Origin of the sequence: Ruminococcus sp. Marseille-P328, assembly GCF_964249465.1 — a bacterium.
In the GTDB taxonomy this organism is placed as follows: Bacteria; Bacillota; Clostridia; order Lachnospirales; family Lachnospiraceae; genus Blautia_A; species Blautia_A faecis.
The window spans coordinates 1-17,079 of record NZ_CAXUBQ010000035.1; the positions used below are offsets into that span (position 1 = coordinate 1).

Sequence of the window (17,079 nt, forward strand, 5' to 3'; positions counted from 1 at the left end):
GCAGAAACGTCAGTGGAGCATTCGCTGACGATTGTAAATCTATTATTAAACAGTGCAGTAGATAGCAGAATGATTCCTTTTTGAATGCTGCAAAAAACACAAGATATTATGAGGTGTTCTATATTATCCTGAATACAGGTATGCGAATAGGAGAACTTGCAGCTCTTCAATGGGAGGATATTGATTTTCATTCGCACAGAATTCGTGTTTATAAAACTCTTAATAAAACAACTATTTTTTATCGGGAGTTTGACAGTTGAATAGTAAAAAAAGTACTTGCAGGCCGCATAAAACCTGCTTCTTTTGTGTCAAATTTTTGTTTTTATATATGTTATTTTCTGCTATTGTGTGGTATAATAAGGAGTAAAGTGTTGCATATGAATCTTCATATATCAAAATCCAAAAATGCAGAGTCCTTCTATATCTGCAGATCTTATGTAAAAGCTAACGGCAGCACATCTTCCATGATTGCCCGCAAACTCGGAACATTGGAACAGCTTTTGATTGAACATGGTCCAACAAGAGATGATGTTCTTGCATGGGCAAAAAATGAAGTGAAAATAGAAACTGAAAAATACAAAAAAGAAAATGAAGAAAAAACAGTATTGATCCCATTTCATGCTGACAGACACTTAGATTATGATAAACAGATCTTTTTCCGAGGCGGATACCTTTTTCTGCAATCCATTTATTACTAAATGCAGATAAATAAAGTCTGCCGAAAATTAAAACAGAAATACAAATTTAAATATGATATCAATGCAATCCTTTCAGACTTGATCTATACAAGGATCCTGGAGCCTTGCAGTAAACGCTCTTCCTATAAGGCTGCATCAGAGTTTTTGGAGAAACCTTCCTACAAGCTTCATGATGTATATCGTGCATTAGATGTTCTTGGTGCAGAGTGTGATCTGATCCAGGCTGAAGTTTATAAAAACAGCCATTTCATGGGTCAGAGAAATGATAAGATCCTTTATTATGACTGCTCCAATTATTATTTCGAGATTGAACAGGAAGACGGCAGCAAAAAATACGGAAAAAGCAAAGAACACAGACCAAATCCAATCATTCAGATGGGACTGTTCATGGACGGGGATGGAATTCCGCTTGCCTTTTCTCTTTTTCCAGGAAATACAAATGAACAGACATCACTAAAACCTCTGGAAAAGAAAGTCCTTAGTGATTTCGGATGCCAGAAATTTATTTATTGCAGTGATGCCGGGTTGGGATCAGAATCCATCCGTGAATACAACTATATGGGTAAACGTGCTTATATCGTAACCCAATCAATCAAAAAGCTGAAAAAAGAGGAAAAAGAATGGATCCTGAACCTACAGGGCTTCAAACGTGTTTCCGATGATCTTCCAGTCGATATCACGAAACTACCAGAAGATGACAAAGGACTTTATTATAAAGACGAACCGTACACCACAAAAAAACTGCACCAGCGTTTAATCATCACTTATTCCCCTAAATATGCCCTTTATCAGAAGGCGATCCGCGACAAACAGGTAGAGCGGGCACAAAAAATGTTAGAATCCGGAAGTACGAAAAAGAATCGTAAGAATCCAAACGATCCGGCACGTTTCATAGGGAAGAAAGCTGTCACCAAGGATGGGGAAGCTGCAGATATAGAACAATACCTGGATGAGGACAAGATTGCGGAAGAAGCACAGTATGATGGCCTTTACGCAGTCTGTACGGATCTTTTGGATGATGATGTCAATGATATTTTAAAAGTAAGCGAAAGCAGATGGCAGATTGAAGAATGTTTTCGCATTATGAAAACTGATTTTTCTGCAAGACCAGTTTATTTACAGGATGATAACAGGATCAAAGCTCATTTTCTAATCTGTTTTCTCTCATTAACAATCTACCGTTATCTTGAGAAAAAGTTAGATCTGCAATATACATGCGAAGAATTATTGGGCACTCTAAAGGCAATGAATTTTGCTGAAATACACGAACAGGGATTCATCCCGCTGTATAAACGCGAAAAGATTACGGATGCTCTTCATGAAAGCTGTGGTTTTAGAACAGACTATCAATTTATAACAAAGAGCAAAATGAAAACAATACAGAAAAAAAGTAAAGGGAAGGAATAAATTACTATACTTCAAAACAACGGCAAAAATCGCTGAATCCCAGTAAAATCAAGGGATACAGCGATTTTTTTCTTCTAATAACTGTCAAAGACAGAAATACCTGTTGGATATTCAAGAAGATTTGCAGAATAAGAAATACAGACCAAAACCGGTAAAGAGAGTATACATTCCAAAACCGGATGGGAAACAAAGACCATTGGGTATACCGACTATTAGAGACAGGATTGTGCAACAAGCCTGTAAGATAGTGATAGAACCTGTCTTTGAAGCAAACTTTTTAGATAATTCTTATGGATTTCGCCCTAAAAGAGACGCAAAACAGGCTACAGAAAAAATAAAAAAAATTGTATAAAAACTGGTATGTAGTAGATGCAGATATACAGGGATACTTCGACAACATCAATCATGAAATACTACTGGGATTATTAAATCGTCGCATCAGTGATAGAAGGGTCATTGAGTTATGCAGACAGTGGTTATAAGCAGGAGTTATTGAAAATGGGAAATATTATCCAACGAAAAAAGGTTCACAGCTGTGGTGCAGAAGATAAAGGAGTACGCAGAAAAAGTATAAGCTCCAATTTTGTTAATGATATTTTGCTGTTGAAGTAAGTGGATTTTGAATATGGCGCAGTTTGTTCAAAATGCTATGTGATTATTTATACTTTGAACTATAATATGTTTATTTGGTGAATAATGATTATTATATGTAAAAACCGCTTCTTTTAATTAATAATAAGAGTGTCCATGTACTATTGTGAAAGAAAAGCTGATTGCTTGGCAAAGAAAATAATTGATTGATTAGAAATTGACTGAATTACATGAATGTAGTACAATGAGATAAAGGAGATGGAAAAATGGCAAAATATAATTTATCTGAAGCAGAGTATGAAATTATGGAGTATATTTGGAAACAAAATTGCATGTTGAAATTTTCCGATATAATGGAGTTTCTTTCAGAAAAAGGACATGAATGGAGAAAGCAAACTGTACAAACATTCCTTACTCGTTTAATTGAAAAAGGGGTGTTGAAGGCGCAGAAAGATGGTAATTATCGTTTGTACTATCCTGCAATGTCTGAAGAAGAATATATTTCAAAGTGGACTAAAAATATAGTTAAAGATGCTTTTGGAAATTCTCTGAAAGAATTTCTCTTCGCTTTTACAGGAGGCAAGAAATTAACAAAAGAAGAAGCGGCTGAATTACACGATTTTATTGAGCAATAGTAAAGGAGACAGATATGAATAGTCTTTTGATTTGTATGACTATGTGTGCGAACTGTGCTCTGGCAATATATTTCATACTTAAAAAAATATTTAAAGTGTATTTGGTTCCAGAAATTCGATATATATTATTGCTGATTGTTATGGCCCTGTATCTTTTTCCATTTCCGCTTTTAAAGTATGACTTTATTAATTTGCTAAGAGGTGTCTTTGAAGAAGAGAGAGTTGTTTCTGTTTTGGAAAATAGAGTGGAACAATATATAAATTTGAACAAAATAATATTAATAAAAAAGGATAAAGTACTATTTTTAAGATATGATTTGATTATTATGTTGTTGTTAGGAATATGGTTAATAATTTTATTATGCTTCAGCATAAATATATTGATGAGATATTTAAGGCTAAGAAAATATGTGAAAAATATGGAAATAATAAATGTTGAGGAGAGTGATTTTGACTCGAAATGGTTGAATCAGGTTAAAAAACGAAAATTGACAATAGGAAAAATGAAAGACTTGAAATGTGCATTTACGTATGGTGTTATTTCGCCTGTCGTAGTTTTGCCTAACAATTTATGTGAAAAAGATGAAAAAATCTTATTGAATCATGAACTTATCCATATTCTTCATTTTGATTCAGTTATTCGGGTTTTGAACATAATAATTGTATTGGTACATTTTTTTAATCCTTTGGCGTTTATTTTATTGCGAGAAATGGAAAATATATCTGAACTTCGTTGCGATAAAAAATTATTGAAGAATTGTTCTTATGAAGTTAGAAAATATTATGGACATTTATTAATTTCTATGGCAACAGAAGAAAAAGAATTTGGTGCTATGCATTATTTTACTATAAATAATAAAAAAATAATAAAGGAGAGGGTATTAATGATAAAAAATAATAAACATTGTAACAAATTTATTTTAGGAATTGCTATTATTACCATGAGTTTGGCTAGTGGATTGCCTGTATTTGCATATACACCACCCACAGTGACAAATGACTATAATTTATTTGAAGATGCAGATTGGATATCAATGTCATCTGATGAAGATAATGCAATTGAAGGAACGGATGAGCTGATGTTTCAAGAGGTAGATTCATATATTATATTTGAAGATGGAAATGTAACTGAGTATAGTGATGATGGAATAATGACACATTCCTGCTCTCATTTGTATAAAAAAGCTCAGTTGAAAAAACATATAACAAAAATTGGGGGTGGCTGCGAAATAAAGGTTTATTCTGCTGAAGTATGTAGAATATGTAGCTCAATAAAGAATCGAAAATATGTTAATACAATTACTTATGAAAAGTGTATACATAAATAACAAAATCAGTCGTTTAGAATAAGCTATGTGATATTTTGTGATTTTTATTTTAAATACTATGAAAGTAAGCACTTAAATCTTGGGTAGCTTTGCCATTCTTATTTTACAGCTCATAATGATAGTAAATAGATTTTTACTACACTCCGCTTGATAGGAGATAGAAATTCACTACATTTGGAGGTTTCATTATGAGCAACAAACATGCTACCAGGTCGTTCACTAGATGAGTGGCTGGATCTGGTAACAGAATGCAGGCAAAGCGGTCTGACGGATGCTGCATGGTGTAACGAATACGGGATATCTCCCAGCTGTTTTTACAATGCAGTTACCAGACTTCGCAAAAAGGTCTGCCAGCTCCCTAATCCGATTGGAAAAGCCAGCAATCTAGACCTTACATCCCATAAACAGGATGTAGTCCAGATTGCCATAGAGCCGGAGAATCCTCTGGCAAAACTGGTTCCGGATAGTAGAAACAGTTCCATATACCTTGACAATTCGCATACGATTGAAATCGAAGCGAACGAGCTTTTGATCCGCATGAGTAATGAAATCCAGCCTGTACTCCTAAAAATTCTGATGGATGCGCTAAAGGAGCCGTTATGTTAGCCGATATCTCAAGTGTCGATGCGATCTATATCGTCTGCGGCTTATAAATATGAAATTTTTATCCTCATCTTTTGAAAAAACATTGATTTTGCAGTATCTTTTTTGAAAAAAATGAGGATAAAAAGATTAGTTTATGAAACAATGGAACCATCAAAAACAGGAGGTGGTTCATGAACCAATACAACATCATAGTGCAGCAATTAAGCAATGCAGCTCAAGCAGACTGTCCCACAAGCAATGTTATGAGGAATTCGGTCAATATCTGAAGGAAAATCATCTTTATCTTTCACAGAAAGCAGCTGGTCAATGGATTGAATACATTCAGGAGAAGTATAATCGGCAAAAATGTTATTTCTGGCGGCAGTATCTCAGATAATTGATTGTTTTTCAAACTACCGGATCCATACCGGATACTCTTTTTTATCAGATCCAGCCATCCTATGATAAAGTTCCGGATTCTTTGAAGTATTACCTGGATCTGTATCTTGAAAACTGTCGTTCCAGACATGATATACAGACAGATTGTTTGAAGATGCAAAAGTTCACTGCTCAAGGATCATGTATTATTTTTCAGAGATGGGAATAACTGAGATACAGGAGATTTCTTTTTCTGCAATTGATATGCTGTTCCATACAGACTTTCACTATTCTAAAGATACAAGAAAAGTGTATCTGCTCCATGCAAGGTTCATGCTGGGATTTTTTGCCTGCCTTAATATAATACCCGTGGAACTGAGCTCAATGCTGGATGACAGGATTTATTTTCAGGTTGGTCGTATGGAATTGTTTTCATCAGAGAATCAGATACTCCTTGAACAATTCCGTAATAAAAGCAGCCTTTTTTCTGCCTGCGAGTTCCATGAACGTATCCCTGCCTTTGAAACAGCCTTCCAAAATCTTGGATATGGTACTACCCAGTTGAAAAGCTCGTCACATATCCTTAAGGCTTTATACCTTTTTCTTTACAGGTATGGATTCGGTTATCATCCTGAAATAGCCTGTATCTGGTTTGAAGAAATCAGGAAAACTCTTGGTGAATTCCTGGAAAAATTGGAGACGTATCTTACAGCTTTTTAAACAGTACGCAGAAAAAGGGATCGTGCTTAAAGGAACGCGTTATACATACAGGACAGATCTACTTGATGCCTTGCCAGAATGGTGCTGTATTCCTATAAAAACTTTATGGCCAGATTGATCCGTGGATTCAGAAGCCATTCCACAGCAAGAAACTATAAGTTTAGCTGTCGTCATTTCTGCCGTTTCCTGATAGCAAATGGGATAAAAGGTTTTGATAAAGTGAACATCGCCCATATCCGTCCGTTTCATCTTACCGATGAACATACCACCCCATATGGACGTGCTGCAAGCTTCGCAGTGATCAGGCAGTTTCTTTATTATCTTGAAGAACAGAAGCTTTTACAGACCGGGCTTCATTAGGCACTCTTTTCAGAAAGTGCACGTTCTGTCGATATTACAGACATTCTGGACAGTAATCAGATACAACGGATCCACGAGTACCGTCATACTGCTTCGCCCCCAATGGAACTAAGAACAGCAGCAATCGTTACAGTTGGGCTGGAACTCGGACTGCGGGCTTCGGATGTTGTCCGTGTAAAACAGAAAGATATTGACTGGAAAAACGTAAGCGCTTAATTGGTTCTTTCCAATATTGGTTGAAATTAATGTATTGAAGTTATATAATATATTCAAAATATATTTACTAGGAAGGTTATCTGTATGGACGAATTTATTAAGTTACTTGACCCAGCCTATGAACTAATACAATATCGCATAAAAGAAAATAAAGTGATTTTTCATATTGCATCAACAATAACTGAATTAGAATGTCCGTTTTGTGGAAGCAAAACATCTAAAGTTCATTCTATTTATCAAAGAGAAATTCAAGATCTTCCTATGCAAGGAAAAAAGGTCATCCTGTTAGTCGATACCAGGAAAATGCGATGTATGAATCCGGACTGTTCTCACAAAACTTTTTCAGAGAAACATCCATTTGTGACTGCTAAATCGAAAAAAACGAACCGGTTAATCCAAAATATTTTATATACATCATCCCAGCTAAGCTCGTTGAATTCTTCTAAACTTTTAAAAAGTGAAAATATTACAGTTTGTAAAAGCAGCATCTGCGATCTGCTTAAAAAAAATGCCATCCATTGTGGATAAATCTTCTGTAAAAATGATATGTGTGGATGATTTTGCGCTCCGTAAAAGATTCTCTTATGGAACAGTTATGATAAATTTAGAGAATCATCGAATTATTGATATGATTCCGTCAAGAGACACAAATGATGTCTGCAACTGGTTGAAAACATTTCACAATATCGAAGTTATTTCAAGGGATGGAGCCATTACATACGCATCCGCTGCTACAAATTCTCATCCTGATGTCATACAGATTAGTGACCGTTTTCACTTGATAAAGGGACTTTCGGAAGTTATCTGTAAATATATATTTCGTGAGTTTCCTGCAAGGGTTGAAATACCATTAACAGAAAGCATTACGGATGAAATGAAAGCATTATATAACACTGCAAACCGGTCATTGCGTATAAAATTCGCCCATGAAAAACGCAGGGAAGGACTGACCATATCGGATATAGCGTTATTGCTACATTCTTCGCCTAAAACAATCCAAAAATATCTTGCTATTCCAGAAGACCAAGTTCCTAAAAGCAAGGAAATTGCCAGGGAACGGCAACATCAGCTGGCAGTAAAACAAAAAAAACAGGAAATAGAAGAAGCAAGACAGATGGCCTTGGCGGGATATCCCATTGAGCAGATTGCCACTCTAATGCATCATCCCTATAAAACCATACAAAATTATTTAAATCCTGATTTTTCAATTACGAATGGACACTATAATGTTCGAATTCCAGGGAAATTAGCTCCATATGAAAAGGAAGTAATAGAACTCAGAAGCAAAGGATTAACTTACCCTAAAATACATGATATTATTTGTAAAAAGGGATATACAGGCAGTGTAGCTTCGTTACGAATGTTTATGCAAAAAGAAAGAACACGAATGTATGAACAGAACGAAACAGAGAAGCCGCATTCTGAATATGTGCAAAGAAAATCCTTATGCCAGTTGGTTTATAAAAAACTCGAGGATATCGGTATAATCACAGCCAAACAGTATCAGGAAGTATTAAAAAAATATCCTTTATTAAGTGAGCTGTATGCATTAACCAAAGAGTTTTGTAATGTCCTATTTTCTAATAATCCTGCAAAATTAGATGAATGGATCAATGAAGCACAAAAATACGATATCCCTGAACTTCAAACATTTATAAATGGCATAAAAAAGGACTTAACTGCTGTAAAAAATGGAATTATATATTCGTATAATAATGGCTTAGCAGAAGGCAGTGTAAATAAAATCAAAGTTATAAAACGAATAATGTATGGGCGAAACAGTTTTGAATTATTGAAAGCGAAAGTGCTATTCGGAGAACTCTTTTACGTTAAATTCAACTAAGTGCGGAAAGAACCGCTTAATTTTTAGGTATGATAGAAATCATGACCACCGGCTTAGCCCAACATCATAAACTTAAGAAAATACTTGTTCTTATGTCCTTTATTTTTTAATTAAGGCTTCATTATAAAACTGTATTGTAAGAAAAAAAGTCCAGACTTTCCCCAGGGGAATTGCATGGACTTTTTAAAAACTGCTTTTTTGATTATTTTTATATTTGTTTGAGATATTCTTTTTTCGCTCTTTTCCAGGCAGTTTTCTTTGTGGCAAAATGTGTTCCTCCATTTCTGCCTGCAATTCAAAAAGCAATTACCTTCTCCTTTCAGCATCCTTTTCCAGAATTAATTTTATCATTTGTTCTTTAAATAAACCTATAGCAATATTTTCGTTTGTGCGCATAGGATATCTGCAGTAAGCGCTTAATTTTTAGGTATGATAGAAAAATCCCCGACTACTTTTCAGTAGCCGGAGCACCTTGACAATTCACATATGATTGATTTGATTCGTTTGCACGACGTTCGATCTCAGCTTTGACGGTTTCGTTCCATGGCACCAGAAGTTCTAATTCATCATCACTCATCCTGTCATCAGGCAGTTTTTCCAGCAGATAAGTAAGATAGTGATAGACGTTTACTCCATTGGCTTTTGCCATTTCTACCATTGTGTACACGATAGCGCTGGCCTGGGCTCCGTTTGGTGTATCGCAGAACAGCCAGTTTTTACGGCCTACTGTAAATGGGCGGATCGCATTTTCACTGAGATTATTAGAAAAACTGCAGCGGCCGTCTTCCAGATAGGTGGACAGATAGGAGCGGCGATTCTGAATATAGGTGACAGCTTTATCCATTCTGCTTCCACGGATAGGGCTTTGCTGATCAAGCCACGACAAAAAGCCTTCTACTACCGGCTTTTCTTTTTCAAGACGAGCCTTTTTGATAGCATCGAAGGAAGAATACTTTGATCTGATCACATCTTCCAGGTGGAAGAGCTGGTTAATGTACAGCATTCCCTGTACGGATGGCTGGGTATAATCCAGAGCCTTTCCCTTGGGAATGGCATCTGTCAGATATCTTCTGATGTGTGCCCAGCAGGCTGTGCGTTTGGCATCTGGAACTTTATTGTATCCACTATAGCCGTCACACATCAGATAACCCTTGAAGCCGTGAAGAAAATCTACGGCATTATCCCCGGCTCGGGTCTCCGAGTATTTATAGAGGATAATAGGTGGTCCTCCGTCTTCACCGCTGCGGAACAGCCACATATATGACTTGGTCTGTGCACGGCGTTCCGGTTCATGCAGAACCTGAAGTGGCGTTTCATCTGCCATCGCGAATCCTCGTTCCAGAAGTTTCCTGTGGAAGTATTCATACATAGGAAGAAAAAATGCTTCAGAATTTCGGATCACCCAGTTTGCCATAGTAGCTCTGGTGATCTCTACGCCATACTGTTTCCAGTCTTTTTCCTGACGGTAGTATGGAAGACCATTACAAAACTTCTGGTACATTACCCAGGCAACCGTTCCGGCAGAAGCCATTCCATAAAGCATATGAGCTCTGCCATCTTTTCCTTTTTTAATAATCGGAATATCCTGAAGCCTGCACTGCGGGCACTCATAGCTCTTACTGTAGTATTTATATACTTTCAGTTTTGCCGGTACAAAAACCAGTTCTCGGCGGACAAACTCTTCCCCGATTTCTTTCAGTGGGGTACCACAGACAGGGCAGAGTTTCTCTTCCTCAGAAAGTTCCAGATACTTTTTTTCAACAGGAACTCCCTTAAAACGCTCCGCATCTGTAGCTCTTGCTTTTCGCTTTTTTGCTGTTTTTTCCGGAAGAATTGTTTCAAGATCCTCTGCTTTTGCAGCCTCCGGATCCTGTTCCAGTTCAGCCTCGTTGAAAAAGTTTAACTGTCCTGGAATATTGAGAGTTCTTTTTTCGCTGGAGGTGCCAAACAGTTTTTTTCGGAGAAGGTCTATCTCTTCTTTCAGATTATCTCGTTCCTGGGTGAGAACCGCTTCCCGTTTATTGGCAGCATCGACAGTTGCCTGAAGTGTTTTTATCATCTTTTTGAGATCGTTTATCATGTCCTTCAGCTCACGGAGCTGGATATCTTTGGAACTGTCTGCCACTGCTTTTTCCTCCTGTTTCTGATGTTTCCATTATACCAGAAAACAGTGGCTTTTCCTAGCAAAACAGCGGATTTACCAGACCTTGAAAGTGCCGAAAATACAGCAAAAAGCAAGAGTTTTATGTGCATCTTTTTTACGTTGCCTTGATCGCTTTGGGCTGCTCAATATCAATGCCAGACATCAGCCAGTCGAACTCCCGCCATGTAAGATTCCGGACCTCAGATTTATTCCTGGGCCACCGGTAAGATCCCTGGGCGGTCAGTCTTTTGTAGATCATAACGATCCCGTCAGGTTCTTTTAAAATAGCTTTGATACGGTCGCATCTACGGCCGCAGAAAAGAAAAAGTGCATGGTCGATCTCCATCGAAAACTGTTCCTGGATGATCGCACATAATCCATCAATGGACTTGCGCATATCTGTTCTGCCACAGACGATATAGATCGCATCAACACTTGAGATATCCGCTAACATAACGACTCCTTAAGCGTATCCATAAGCATCTTCAGAAGTAACGGTTTGATCTCATTACTCATTCGTATAAGCAATCCGTCTGCTTCGATTTCAATCGTATGTGAATTGTCAAGGTGCATAGGTCTGTTTCCATTATCTGGGATCAGTCCTGCCGGAGAAGACTCCGGTTCTATAGCAATCTGGACTACATCCTGTTTATGGGATGTAAGGTCAAGAGTGCTGGCTTTGGGGGCTGGATCCGGTATCTGACAGGCTTTTTTGCGGAGACGGGTAACTGCATTGTAAAAACAGCTGGGAGATATCCCATGCTCATTACACCATGCAACATCTGTCAGGCCGCTTTGTCTGCATTCGGTTACCAGTTCCATCCATTCGTCCAGGGAACGCCCTGGAGCACGTTTCTTACTCATAATGAAACCTCCAAATGTAGTAAATTTCTACATCCTATCAAGCGGAGTGTAGTAAAAATCTATTTACTATCATTATGAGTTTAAAAACGTAGACAGTAAAGCTACCCAAGATTTAAGCGCTTACTATCTGCAGTTTTTTCACGACCTTTTACCGATACTTTATCGTCAGCTTCTTTTCGTATATCCTGTATCATGTTGTATACCAGCACCTGTGCACGAAAATCTTGATCTACATAAATGGTCGATTTTCCTGTCACACTTTCAAACTTCATTTTATTTTTAAGAGTATGATATTTCTTTTCTATCTCCCATCTGTGGTAATATAAATCCTCCAGTTCTTTCTGGGAGATTTCAAAGGGAAGATTTGTCATAAGTGCCAATTCTTTTCCGGAAGGAAGTATGGAGGTCATAATTCGCGTATGTGTACTTACTTTTTCTTTCATATGTTCGAAACGATCAGGATGTCTTTTCCTTATTTTCTCTAATCGCTGATGGGTATGCCGCAAAATAACGGCTTCGTCAGTGGATACCATATTGCTGCGCTCAAATTTATAATCATTGGAGGATAGACGGAATAAGTAATTGATCTTTTCCGTTTCCAGAAAGTCAACAAATTCCATGGATGGATACCCCCTGTCAAAAATGACTAATACCGGCTGTTTGATATTCATGCGCTTTAAATGATTCAGGTTTTTCTTGGCAAGCTCTGTCTCATTGGTAGAAATATGTGAAATCTCGATATCCAAGTAAAATTGATTCAAATGGCTCCATCCCTTGAAATAACTTCAATATTGTGAAAAGTTTTCAGCCAGTTGCAGACATCATTTGTATCTCTTGATGGGATAATATCAACAATTCGATGATTTTCCAAATTTATTATAACTGTTCCATAAGAAAATCGTTTTCGAAGTGCAAAGTCATCCACACATATCATTTTTACAGAAGATTTATCCACAATGAATGGCATTTTTTTTAGCAGATCACAGATACTGCTTTTGCAAACTGAAATATTTTCGCTTTTTAAAAGCTTGGAAGCATTCAATGAGCTTAATTGGATGAGGTATATAATATATTTTGGATCAATCTGTTCATTTTTTTGATTTAGCAGCCACAAATGGATGTTTCTCTGAAAAAAGTTTTATGAGAACAGTCTGGATTCATACATCGCATTTTCCTAGTATCAACCAACAGGATGACCTTTTTCCCTGTATTGGGAAATCTTGAATTTCTCTTTGATATATAAAATGACCTTTAGATGTTTGCTTCCGCAAAACGGAGATTCTAATTCCGTTATTGTTGAAGCAATATGAAAAATTACTTTGTTTTCTTTGAGGTGATATTGAATTAGTTAATAAGCAGAATCAAGTAACTTAATAAATTCATCCATATGGATAGGCCTCTTGGTAAACATTTTTTAAAGGGTATTATATAACTTTAATACGTCAATTTCAACCAAATGTAGAAAGAACCAATTAAGCAAGTACGTTTTTACTTGACAGTACTACATATATGTAGTACTTTTAACGTAGGATAAGTGCACAAGTCCTAAATGATTATTTAGTATGAAATATTATTTGCAATTTCTAACCCAAAATCTAAAAAAAGAGGTAAAAGAGATGAGTGTATAAAAAGTAGAAGAGGATTATAAGACCCGGTGCTGCATTTATGGCAAACACCGTAGATTGGGAGATTATAGTAGTGGGATGCCACTTAGAAGTACAGGAGAGCGTTTTGAACGGGAATATTTATGTCGTAGAAGACGAATCTTTTATGACAGAGTCAAGTGGAGAATTTGTATCTGCATGACAAACATTCTTTATTAACATTTGGTTAGACTGATATTACGTTAACGAAAGGAGAAATTTAATATGGAGACAGCAACGATTGTTCTTACAAGAGAACAGAAAGCTGAAATCGCAGCAAAAATGGGAGTAATAAGTGACGAGATTGTCCTTTCTTCTATTAGCAATTCTATTAAAGCAGCTAAAATTGAAGATCTTGGTGATAACCTGTTTCTAGCAGCGGGCAAAACCTATACAGTTAGTTAAGCTGAGTGAATCAGGACTGTTGTGTTAAAACTTTTTACCTAATTATTTATATACTGTTCATGTTGTAAGTTAAAAGGATCTTTGTAAAAATTAAAGCACAATGTTATCTATATGTTTATTATAATTGTGTTATAAAAAGTGGAGAGCTAGATTGGATTTGTTGAATTATAACAAAACTAATCATAATGAATCGGCGGTTTATGTACTTGTAGGGATTAGAATAATGTGGTTGTACGGATAGAAAAATCAAATAAGGAGATTATTGAGTATTCCGGTGATGCAGTACCGCTGTTCCGTTTTCAACGATACCGCGATTCCGGGATTCGGATACCGTGATTCCGGTCAGATGATACCGATTCCCTTTATAATGAATTCATACGCTTTGCAGCGTAAATTCATTACGAAGGAGGTCACCATTTATGACCAAGTATCGTGAGATCATCCGGCTTGCCGGATTGAATCTCAGCCAAACCAACATTGCCCTTAGCTGCAATGCATCCAAGACAACTGTCAACAAGGTGTTGAAGGCAGCCAGAGAGCAAAATCTTGTCTGGTCTCTGGATCCTAAACTCAGCGATCCAGTCTTAGGCAAGTTGCTTTTCCCTGAAGTGAAGGCAAAGCCAGCCACTTCAAAGCGGATGCCCGATTTCGAGCATATCCGCAAAGAGCTTCTTCGGAACGGAGTGAATAAGAAGCCCCTTTGGACAGAGTATCTTGAAGAATGCCATCTCTCCAAAGAAGAACCACTTATGTACTCTCAGTTCTGCTACTACATCCAGCAGGATGAGCAGAAGCGCCGCGCCACCATGCATATCAACCGCAAGCCCGCAGAACAGGTCGAGGTCGACTGGGCAGGCGATCCGGCGCACATCATCGACCCAGATACCGGTGAAATTCTGGATGCCCAGATTTTTGTGGGTGTTATGACCTACAGTCAGTATCCATACGTAGAAGCCTTTATGGATCAGAAACAAGCGTCATGGATTGCAGCACATATCCACATGTACGAGTACTTTGGCGGTGTTGCAAAAATCCTCGTGCCGGACAACTGTCGCACTGCTGTGGATCATAATAATAAAAGCTGGAATGATCCACGGATCAATGCCGTATATCAGCAAATGGCAGAACACTATGGCACCGCCATTATTCCGGCACGCGTCCGTTCTCCAAAGGATAAGCCTAATGCTGAGGGCAGTGTAGGAAACATTTCCACATGGATCACTGCAGTGCTACGGAGTGAACAGTTCTTTTCTCTCGGTGAGTTAAATCAGGCAATCCGGCAGAAACTGGAAGATTTCAGCCATCGCCCGTTCCAAAAGAAAGAGGGGAGCAGGTATGAACTCTTCCGCAATGAAGAACTGCCATTGCTGGCCTCGTTACCTGCTCCCCCATATGAACTGGCGAAATGGAGACAAGCCACCGTTCAGTTCAATTATCACATATCGTTTGCAGGAATGCTATACTCCGTTCCACATGAGTATATAAAGCGCAAAGTTGATGTGAGGGTCACAGACAAGACCATCGAGGTTTTCTACAACCACAACCGGATCGCGTCTCACCGCCGAATGTATGGTCACAAAGGTCAGTATAGCACAATCACAGAGCATATGCCGCCTTCTCATCAGCAGTATCTTGAGTGGAACGGCGACCGCTTCCGGCAATGGGCGAAGCGAATCGGTCCCAGTACCTACCAGACCGTGGATGCAATCCTTACCTCCAAGCTGGTAGAACAACAATCCTACCGCAGTTGCATGGGGCTTTTAAAACTGGCCGACAAGTATTCTGTCGACCGGCTGGAAGCCGCCTGCTGTAAAGCGCTCACCTTTACAGCCACTCCGAGCTATAAGAGCATCAAAAACATACTTGATACCGAAAGTGACGGAACAGAGTCGGCTGATAAAGCTGCGGTAACCGATAGCCATACGAGCTCAGAAAAAAGCAGCCACACACTTACACGGGGTGCGGATTACTACAGGAGGTAAGGAACCATGACTACACAGAGCACTATAGATAAATTCATCGAAATGCGGTTGACATCCATGTCGGATGCATTCCCGACCCAGCTACAGGATGCCCGGATGAAGGATCTCTCCTTTGAGGATCGTTTTGGAATGCTGGTTGATATCGAATACAGCAACCGTAAGAGTAACAACCTGAAGCGTCTGATCCGTAATGCCGGATTCGATCAGCCAGATGCATACATCGGGGATATCAACTATACCTCAGGGAGGAAACTCAATCGCAGCCTGATCGAGCGTCTGGCAACTTGTGAGTACATCACAGAGCATCGAAACCTGTTCATCACAGGTGCCACAGGGAGTGGAAAGACCTACATAGCATGTGCTTTCGGTATGGAAGCTTGCAAGCGCCGATACATTACGAAATACGTTCGACTTCCAGACCTGCTCTTGGAGTTAGAGATGGCACGTAACGATGGAACTTACAAGAAGATCCAGAGTAAATATGCCAATCCGATTCTGCTAATCATCGATGAATGGCTACTACTGAAGCCAACTGAATCCGAACAGCATGATATACTGGAACTTCTCCATCGGAGACGCAAGAAGTCATCCACCATCTTTTGCTCTCAGTATGATTGCAATGGCTGGTACGATCAACTGGGAGGCGATGACAGTCCCCTCTCGGAAGCGATCCTGGATCGTATTAAGCATGATGCGTACAAGATTAACATCATCCCAACGGATCCGGCGAATTACAGATCCATGCGTGAAGTATACGGGTTGGATTCGGCATTAAGCGAGTAAACTCGTATGTAGCAAAAATGTGGTATCCCTGTTCCGGACTCACGGTATCATAGTGCCGGACTGCCGGTATCCGTTCCTTCGGAACAGGGGTACATTTGAACCGTAATATTCAGATTATTTTTATGCAAAACAAAAAATCAAAAAAATTATCAATTGTTGTAGCTATTACAATGTTATCTGTAGCATTAGTGGGAACAACTGCTTTTGCTAGCTCTCGATTGTATGATTCGGTAGAAGGAATAGGTATAGAGGTTCATTGTACTAATCCTAATGCCAGGGGGATGTTGAGGATAACTATGTTAGTGTTTCAGGGGGAACGCTTTGGACCACATGGAGAACTAAGGGAATACTTTTTAGAGCTAATTATGACCATTCTTCTAAACCCCATCAATGTACAGCTAGTTAAGCTGAGTGAATCAGGGTATTGTGTTAAAGTTTTTTTCAATTACTTATATGTTATAAGTTAAAAGAATCTTTGTGAAAAATTTAAGCACAATA

At 38.3% G+C, this 17,079-nt stretch carries 21 protein-coding genes and 1 pseudogene; 16 read left to right on the forward strand and 6 right to left on the reverse strand.

Going from position 1 to position 17,079, the window contains the following annotated elements; translation table 11 throughout:
* Window positions 1-80: 80 nt before the first annotated feature.
* The 11 genes from ACESTK_RS18490 to ACESTK_RS18540 all read left to right on the forward strand — a co-directional run bounded on the left by ACESTK_RS18490 (window position 81) and on the right by ACESTK_RS18540 (window position 8,761).
* Window positions 81-260 carry a tyrosine-type recombinase/integrase gene (locus tag ACESTK_RS18490; RefSeq protein ID WP_373120441.1) on the forward strand — a complete coding sequence of 60 codons (180 nt, stop codon included), beginning with the start codon at window positions 81-83 and terminating at the stop codon, window positions 258-260.
* 117 nt (window positions 261-377) lie between these two features.
* Window positions 378-698: a hypothetical protein gene (locus ACESTK_RS18495; RefSeq protein ID WP_373120443.1), complete on the forward strand. Its 321-nt coding sequence runs from the start codon at window positions 378-380 to the stop codon at window positions 696-698.
* The gene (locus tag ACESTK_RS18500) at window positions 699-2,105 is read left to right on the forward strand and encodes an IS1634 family transposase (RefSeq protein WP_373120444.1); all 1,407 of its coding nucleotides are present in this window, start codon (window positions 699-701) and stop codon (window positions 2,103-2,105) included.
* A 103-nt stretch (window positions 2,106-2,208) separates the two neighbouring features.
* Entirely contained in the window at window positions 2,209-2,457 is a 249-nt protein-coding gene (locus tag ACESTK_RS18505; RefSeq protein WP_373120445.1) for a reverse transcriptase domain-containing protein, read from the forward strand.
* A 505-nt stretch (window positions 2,458-2,962) separates the two neighbouring features.
* Window positions 2,963-3,331 (forward strand): BlaI/MecI/CopY family transcriptional regulator, encoded by a 369-nt coding sequence (locus ACESTK_RS18510; RefSeq protein WP_373120446.1) that lies wholly within the window; start codon window positions 2,963-2,965, stop codon window positions 3,329-3,331.
* 14 nt (window positions 3,332-3,345) lie between these two features.
* A complete protein-coding gene (locus tag ACESTK_RS18515; RefSeq protein ID WP_373120447.1) occupies window positions 3,346-4,659 on the forward strand; it encodes a M56 family metallopeptidase in 1,314 nt (437 codons plus the stop codon).
* 201 nt (window positions 4,660-4,860) lie between these two features.
* Window positions 4,861-5,265: an IS66 family insertion sequence element accessory protein TnpB gene (locus tag ACESTK_RS18520; protein ID WP_373120449.1), complete on the forward strand. Its 405-nt coding sequence runs from the start codon at window positions 4,861-4,863 to the stop codon at window positions 5,263-5,265.
* A gap of 558 nt (window positions 5,266-5,823) precedes the next feature.
* Window positions 5,824-6,342: a hypothetical protein gene (locus tag ACESTK_RS18525; RefSeq protein WP_373120450.1), complete on the forward strand. Its 519-nt coding sequence runs from the start codon at window positions 5,824-5,826 to the stop codon at window positions 6,340-6,342.
* Between the two features lie 78 nt (window positions 6,343-6,420).
* A complete protein-coding gene (locus ACESTK_RS18530; RefSeq protein ID WP_373120451.1) occupies window positions 6,421-6,702 on the forward strand; it encodes a hypothetical protein in 282 nt (93 codons plus the stop codon).
* 300 nt (window positions 6,703-7,002) lie between these two features.
* The gene (locus tag ACESTK_RS18535) at window positions 7,003-7,446 is read left to right on the forward strand and encodes a transposase family protein (RefSeq protein ID WP_373120452.1); all 444 of its coding nucleotides are present in this window, start codon (window positions 7,003-7,005) and stop codon (window positions 7,444-7,446) included.
* Between the two features lie 13 nt (window positions 7,447-7,459).
* Window positions 7,460-8,761: an ISL3 family transposase gene (locus ACESTK_RS18540; RefSeq protein WP_373120481.1), complete on the forward strand. Its 1,302-nt coding sequence runs from the start codon at window positions 7,460-7,462 to the stop codon at window positions 8,759-8,761.
* A gap of 183 nt (window positions 8,762-8,944) precedes the next feature.
* Here ACESTK_RS18540 and ACESTK_RS18545 read toward each other — a convergent pair whose 3' ends face one another.
* From ACESTK_RS18545 to ACESTK_RS18570, 6 genes and pseudogenes are all read right to left on the reverse strand, one after another.
* Window positions 8,945-9,067 carry a hypothetical protein gene (locus tag ACESTK_RS18545; protein WP_373120453.1) on the reverse strand — a complete coding sequence of 41 codons (123 nt, stop codon included), beginning with the start codon at window positions 9,065-9,067 and terminating at the stop codon, window positions 8,945-8,947.
* A gap of 208 nt (window positions 9,068-9,275) precedes the next feature.
* Window positions 9,276-10,886 (reverse strand): annotated as a pseudogene (locus ACESTK_RS18550) (IS66 family transposase); the annotation flags it as partial.
* Between the two features lie 133 nt (window positions 10,887-11,019).
* A complete protein-coding gene (gene tnpB / locus ACESTK_RS18555) occupies window positions 11,020-11,358 on the reverse strand; it encodes an IS66 family insertion sequence element accessory protein TnpB (RefSeq protein ID WP_055058750.1) in 339 nt (112 codons plus the stop codon).
* Window positions 11,352-11,768, reverse strand: coding sequence for an IS66 family insertion sequence element accessory protein TnpB (locus tag ACESTK_RS18560; protein WP_173773059.1), 417 nt, complete (start codon window positions 11,766-11,768; stop codon window positions 11,352-11,354). The genes tnpB and ACESTK_RS18560 overlap by 7 nt, the downstream gene beginning before the upstream one ends.
* A 101-nt stretch (window positions 11,769-11,869) precedes the next feature.
* The gene (locus ACESTK_RS18565; protein WP_373120454.1) at window positions 11,870-12,529 is read right to left on the reverse strand and encodes a transposase; all 660 of its coding nucleotides are present in this window, start codon (window positions 12,527-12,529) and stop codon (window positions 11,870-11,872) included.
* On the reverse strand, window positions 12,526-12,882 hold the full coding sequence (locus tag ACESTK_RS18570; RefSeq protein ID WP_373120455.1) for a transposase: 357 nt from the start codon (window positions 12,880-12,882) through the stop codon (window positions 12,526-12,528). The genes ACESTK_RS18565 and ACESTK_RS18570 overlap by 4 nt, the downstream gene beginning before the upstream one ends.
* A gap of 551 nt (window positions 12,883-13,433) precedes the next feature.
* Here ACESTK_RS18570 and ACESTK_RS18575 point away from each other — a divergent pair.
* From ACESTK_RS18575 to ACESTK_RS18595, 5 genes are all read left to right on the forward strand, one after another.
* A complete protein-coding gene (locus ACESTK_RS18575) occupies window positions 13,434-13,574 on the forward strand; it encodes a hypothetical protein (RefSeq protein WP_373120456.1) in 141 nt (46 codons plus the stop codon).
* Between the two features lie 62 nt (window positions 13,575-13,636).
* Window positions 13,637-13,816 (forward strand): hypothetical protein, encoded by a 180-nt coding sequence (locus ACESTK_RS18580; RefSeq protein WP_373120457.1) that lies wholly within the window; start codon window positions 13,637-13,639, stop codon window positions 13,814-13,816.
* Between the two features lie 419 nt (window positions 13,817-14,235).
* A complete protein-coding gene (istA, locus tag ACESTK_RS18585; RefSeq protein ID WP_373120458.1) occupies window positions 14,236-15,798 on the forward strand; it encodes an IS21 family transposase in 1,563 nt (520 codons plus the stop codon).
* Window positions 15,799-15,804: 6 nt separating this feature from the next.
* On the forward strand, window positions 15,805-16,581 hold the full coding sequence (locus ACESTK_RS18590) for an ATP-binding protein (protein WP_373120459.1): 777 nt from the start codon (window positions 15,805-15,807) through the stop codon (window positions 16,579-16,581).
* A 95-nt stretch (window positions 16,582-16,676) separates the two neighbouring features.
* The gene (locus ACESTK_RS18595; RefSeq protein ID WP_373120460.1) at window positions 16,677-17,048 is read left to right on the forward strand and encodes a hypothetical protein; all 372 of its coding nucleotides are present in this window, start codon (window positions 16,677-16,679) and stop codon (window positions 17,046-17,048) included.
* Window positions 17,049-17,079: the final 31 nt, after the last annotated feature.

Excerpts from the sequence above, each read along its gene's own strand:
- ACESTK_RS18525 (WP_373120450.1), top strand. The coding sequence starts at position 5,824 with ATGTATTATTTTTCAGAGATGGGAATAACTGAGATACAGGAGATTTCT.
- ACESTK_RS18530 (WP_373120451.1), top strand. The coding sequence starts at position 6,421 with ATGGTGCTGTATTCCTATAAAAACTTTATGGCCAGATTGATCCGTGGA.
- ACESTK_RS18510 (WP_373120446.1), top strand. The coding sequence starts at position 2,963 with ATGGCAAAATATAATTTATCTGAAGCAGAGTATGAAATTATGGAGTAT.
- ACESTK_RS18500 (WP_373120444.1), top strand. The coding sequence starts at position 699 with ATGCAGATAAATAAAGTCTGCCGAAAATTAAAACAGAAATACAAATTT.
- ACESTK_RS18580 (WP_373120457.1), top strand. The coding sequence starts at position 13,637 with ATGGAGACAGCAACGATTGTTCTTACAAGAGAACAGAAAGCTGAAATC.
- ACESTK_RS18520 (WP_373120449.1), top strand. The coding sequence starts at position 4,861 with ATGCTACCAGGTCGTTCACTAGATGAGTGGCTGGATCTGGTAACAGAA.
- istA (WP_373120458.1), top strand. The coding sequence starts at position 14,236 with ATGACCAAGTATCGTGAGATCATCCGGCTTGCCGGATTGAATCTCAGC.
- ACESTK_RS18495 (WP_373120443.1), top strand. The coding sequence starts at position 378 with ATGAATCTTCATATATCAAAATCCAAAAATGCAGAGTCCTTCTATATC.
- ACESTK_RS18590 (WP_373120459.1), top strand. The coding sequence starts at position 15,805 with ATGACTACACAGAGCACTATAGATAAATTCATCGAAATGCGGTTGACA.
- tnpB (WP_055058750.1), bottom strand. The coding sequence starts at position 11,358 with ATGTTAGCGGATATCTCAAGTGTTGATGCGATCTATATCGTCTGTGGC.
- ACESTK_RS18535 (WP_373120452.1), top strand. The coding sequence starts at position 7,003 with ATGGACGAATTTATTAAGTTACTTGACCCAGCCTATGAACTAATACAA.
- ACESTK_RS18540 (WP_373120481.1), top strand. The coding sequence starts at position 7,460 with ATGATATGTGTGGATGATTTTGCGCTCCGTAAAAGATTCTCTTATGGA.
- ACESTK_RS18575 (WP_373120456.1), top strand. The coding sequence starts at position 13,434 with ATGGCAAACACCGTAGATTGGGAGATTATAGTAGTGGGATGCCACTTA.
- ACESTK_RS18515 (WP_373120447.1), top strand. The coding sequence starts at position 3,346 with ATGAATAGTCTTTTGATTTGTATGACTATGTGTGCGAACTGTGCTCTG.
- ACESTK_RS18560 (WP_173773059.1), bottom strand. The coding sequence starts at position 11,768 with ATGAGTAAGAAACGTGCTCCAGGGCGTTCCCTGGACGAATGGATGGAA.